This window comes from Pelagivirga sediminicola (genome assembly GCF_003072125.1).
Lineage (GTDB): Bacteria > Pseudomonadota > Alphaproteobacteria > Rhodobacterales > Rhodobacteraceae > Roseovarius > Roseovarius sediminicola.
In genome coordinates this window covers 1-3,664 of record NZ_QCYH01000041.1, presented here as the reverse complement: position 1 = coordinate 3,664, position 3,664 = coordinate 1, and the positions used below count along the sequence as shown (strand labels likewise).

General features: G+C 59.0%; 5 protein-coding genes. All 5 read right to left on the bottom strand.

Annotation, left to right across the window (positions count from 1 at the left end):
* Window positions 1-13 precede the first annotated feature (13 nt).
* A complete protein-coding gene (locus tag DC366_RS19220; protein WP_165802970.1) occupies window positions 14-664 on the bottom strand; it encodes a DUF2813 domain-containing protein in 651 nt (216 codons plus the stop codon).
* 245 nt (window positions 665-909) lie between these two features.
* Window positions 910-1,491: a rhomboid family intramembrane serine protease gene (locus DC366_RS19215; protein WP_108693753.1), complete on the bottom strand. Its 582-nt coding sequence runs from the start codon at window positions 1,489-1,491 to the stop codon at window positions 910-912.
* Between the two features lie 145 nt (window positions 1,492-1,636).
* Window positions 1,637-2,173 carry a hypothetical protein gene (locus tag DC366_RS19210; RefSeq protein ID WP_243405241.1) on the bottom strand — a complete coding sequence of 179 codons (537 nt, stop codon included), beginning with the start codon at window positions 2,171-2,173 and terminating at the stop codon, window positions 1,637-1,639.
* 156 nt (window positions 2,174-2,329) lie between these two features.
* On the bottom strand, window positions 2,330-3,058 hold the full coding sequence (locus tag DC366_RS19205) for a DUF736 family protein (RefSeq protein ID WP_108693750.1): 729 nt from the start codon (window positions 3,056-3,058) through the stop codon (window positions 2,330-2,332).
* Between the two features lie 125 nt (window positions 3,059-3,183).
* Window positions 3,184-3,486, bottom strand: a complete 303-nt coding sequence (locus DC366_RS19200; RefSeq protein WP_108693749.1) for a hypothetical protein — start codon at window positions 3,484-3,486, stop codon at window positions 3,184-3,186.
* Between the last annotated feature and the right edge of the window lie 178 nt (window positions 3,487-3,664).

Below are 3,664 nucleotides of genomic sequence, written 5' to 3'. Positions count from 1 at the left end.
AGGTGGACGACTTTTACGCCGCCCGCAGCAGGCTCATCCCGCCGCTACCGCGGCCGACTTTCGCACCGCCGTTCTCATCAAGATCACGTTTGAAGAGGTGATCGAGCACAGTACGCAAATAGAGATTGGCGTCACCGTGCATAACCGCCGCATCCATCGCAGCTTTTGTTCTCCACTCTTCGCGCATCGAGATCCCGGACAGACCAGGGGTCAGGATCGAGAATGGTTGCTCATCACTTGCCAAGACCACAGCAAGATCTTCGTCGCCTTCGCGCGTGATTGCAATATTCGCGTTCTTGCCACGGCGGATTTCAATTTTCAAAGTTTTTTCCGCGCCTGTATCGAGATCCACACCGGAATACTGGACTGAAAACCCATTGTTCTGGGTGGCTGCACCCCCGCGACGCAGATCGAGCAAGTGTTCAGTTGGTCTGAATAGAACTACATCGTTTGCAACGGTTGTCGAAAATTCAGGGGTCCCATTTTTTCGGTACCCACGGAACAATGCTTGAAGAATGGAAACCCCAAGTTGGGCAGCCTGTAGCGCGCTACTCTTGCCACTCGTGTTGCCGCCAACCAACGCGGTCATTGGCTTAAGTTCGATTTCTAGCGTTTGGATACGCTTGAAATCGCTCACCTCAATTTTGTCGAGACGAACTCTCAAAATAATGCCCCATGAATACGATGTAACGCAACGGTCCGGTAGTTGCCGACCAGATCCGGCCTACCTTGCATAAATCAGTCCCTTGCCTGCAACCTTAAACTGCACACCACAACTCGTGTTGCGGAGGAACTTCTAGAAGGTGCAGTGATATAAATTCGGCAAGTTCACGAGTGTCCGCTCTGTGGAAGACGTGTCGCGGCATTTAGCAGTGATTCCAATATCCGCAGTGGGCCGATTGCACTGTTTCAGTCCAGATCGACGCCGCCCAGGCGCGGCGCATGGACATGCGTCCGGACAAGGGCTGCAGCGGCAGCGCCCGCGAAAGCGCCGAACAGATGCGCCTCCCACGAGACGTCAGGCTGACCCGGAAGAACTCCCCAGAGAATAGAGCCGTAGAGGACACCGACCACCAGTGCCGCGCCCAGCGTGATCAATGAGCGATCCACGAAGCCGCGCGCGACGAGGAAGCCAAACCAGCCGAAGACCAACCCTGACGCACCGATATGGATGGCGGAGCTTCCGAACAGCCAGACAAGACCGCTGCCGAGGCCGATCACCACGGCGTTCACGGCCAGCAAGGCCCGCGTGGTCGTAGCCACCAGCAGCCCACCCATCACCAGGAGCGGCGGCGTATTGGCCATAAGATGCGCGAAGCTTCCGTGCAGCAGCGGCATTGCGACGACGCCATCCAAACCATCGAGCTGCCTGGGAATCAGGCCGAAGGCCGGGTTCAAACCGTAGCCGATGATCCAATTGACGACTTGGACCGCCCAGAGCAGCGCGACAAAGGCGACGAGCGCCGCGGCGCGCCGGAAGAAGCCGCGCATGTGATCCCGGTTCATCATGTTGGAGACAGTAGACGTCGCCACAGCGCCTTCAATGGTTTTCGCGCTGAACTGGATGCCGCCGCCTGCAACGGAGTTCAGGGCCGCCAACCTCGGTACGGCTCAAGCCAAGAGAATGGCTTCGATCTTACACAGTGTTCCCCGGCCGCAGAGGCATGATTTCACGCTCGGGACGCTTCAGGGCTTCGGCGTATTTGCGGGCGTTGTCGTCAATCGTGCCGTGCCAAAGCTTCGAGACGAAGGCCCGGGCGTCTTGGACTGTCATGTCTTTCAGCGAAGAGGACAGCGCCATGAAAAGCTCATCCTCGCTAATCTCAGCGGCGCGGTGCATGGCGTCCGCGTAAAATGACGGATCGTTGAGAACCTGCTCGTTCAGCGGCATCCGCGCGAGGTTCTCTTCCGGGATCGCCATGAAGATCGTGTCCTGCAGGTCGGTCAGATACGCACGCCGCGATGTGGACACCGGCTTTCCCACCGCCTTGGCCTCCAGATATGCCTGCCTTGTCCTGTCGAGCTTTGCCCTTGCATGGGTCATGATGACTTCACGCTTTCGGGCGGGTAGCGAAACTCCAGTGCAGCGCTCGATATGAGCAAGGAGTTCTGCAACCTCTGCCTCAAAATCAAAGCTCTCGAACCATGGAACCGTCCCTGATCTAGCCGTCACGCGCCCGCCCTCGATATTGCGATAATATATTATTGTATCGCATTTACACCAGATCGCAAGCGGGTGACGTCCTTCACGCCAACGGACATGGAAAAAGGGGAACCGTGGTCCCACGGCTCCCCTTTCGGTTCAGGTCGTCTCCCCCTCGCGCGCCGATTAGGCGACCAACGACAGCCCCGTGCCTGCATCCTGCGGCTGCTCACCGCTGTCGATGAACGGGATGATCGAGAAGGTCTGCCCGCCGCGCTGTTCTTCGTTCTGCACGGCGTTGACGCGCAGGTCGCCATCGGGCGTGTTGATCAGCAGCGACAGGTAGTCATTGCCCGTGCGGCTGCTTTTGGCCATCCACGCCGAGCCGACGCGGATCGGTGTCCCCCGGGGCGAGCTGACCTCGATCCGGTAATCCGGGTGGGTCTCCTCGGATTTGTAGCTGTTCTCGATCAGCATGAACTCCAGATCGAACATCATGTTGGCGATGTAGCCCGTGAAGGCGTTGTCAGCGTCCATGGCGGTGAGCTCGCCCGAGATCGAGCCGGATTTCATCAGGCCGTTCGAGACCAGCGGGATGATCTCGAACGCGCCGCTTTGGGCCGCGCGCGCCTCTTTCGTCTGCACCGCGTTGACCCGGAACGGGCCGAGGCCGACGTCGATCTGCATCGAGATGTAGGGGTTGCCGCTGGTATTGCCGGTCTCGTTCCAGGCTGTGCCGATGCGCACCTTGCGGCCTGATTTGTTGACTGCCGTCACGTCAAAATCCGGGCTGCGTTCGGACATCTTGGCCCGCGCCTCCAACTGGATGGCGATGTCAAAGCGTGACGAGTGGATCATGCCGGTGTACTGAGCGGCTGCGGTCTCGACATTGCGGGTGAGGGTTCCTGCGAACATGGGATGGTTCCTTTTGGATTGGCCGGTGTCTGACGTCCTTGCTAGCGCATCCGGGATTGCTTTCTCGACCCCTTGAGGGATCACAAATCCGAAAGCTTGCTTTCCCTTTCTGCCCCGCCCACAGGTCAGAGCTGCCGTCCGAGTGGGAATGCCCCCGCGCCTCCTGGTGCTACGCCCCTCCCCTGCCCGTCTGGTCTTGATTGGCTGCCCGGATTTTCCGCGCCGTCCTCCGATCGCGCGATGAAGAACTCCGTTTCTTTTCCGTTCAACCGTTGCCCGCTCCGGTCTGTCAGGCCGATGCAGCTACCATTCGGCACATAGGTGATGAGGTACTGACCGAGCCGGTCCTTGTGGACAACGTAGCCGGTATTGGCCCAGTGCACGGTCTGGCCGGCATCGACGGCCGCCTTGATTTCATCGAGTGTCATGTGAACCTCCTTACGAAGAATGGTGGGTAAACGGCGCAAGAAGCCCGATCGTCCGACCGGGCTTCCATGCAGCATTTGTTTGGCAAACGGCCGAGAGCTGTGTAAGCGGCGGTCGCGGCCCATTGATTTTTCAGTTGCGTTTGGTCGATCGCGTGAAGCTGAGGTCTGTGGGTAGCTC

What these genes read in the sequence shown, in the direction of transcription:
- DC366_RS19215 (WP_108693753.1), bottom strand. Translation starts at nt 1,491, where the DNA reads ATGCGCGGCTTCTTCCGGCGCGCCGCGGCGCTCGTCGCCTTTGTCGCG.
- DC366_RS19205 (WP_108693750.1), bottom strand. Translation starts at nt 3,058, where the DNA reads ATGTTCGCAGGAACCCTCACCCGCAATGTCGAGACCGCAGCCGCTCAG.
- DC366_RS19200 (WP_108693749.1), bottom strand. Translation starts at nt 3,486, where the DNA reads ATGACACTCGATGAAATCAAGGCGGCCGTCGATGCCGGCCAGACCGTG.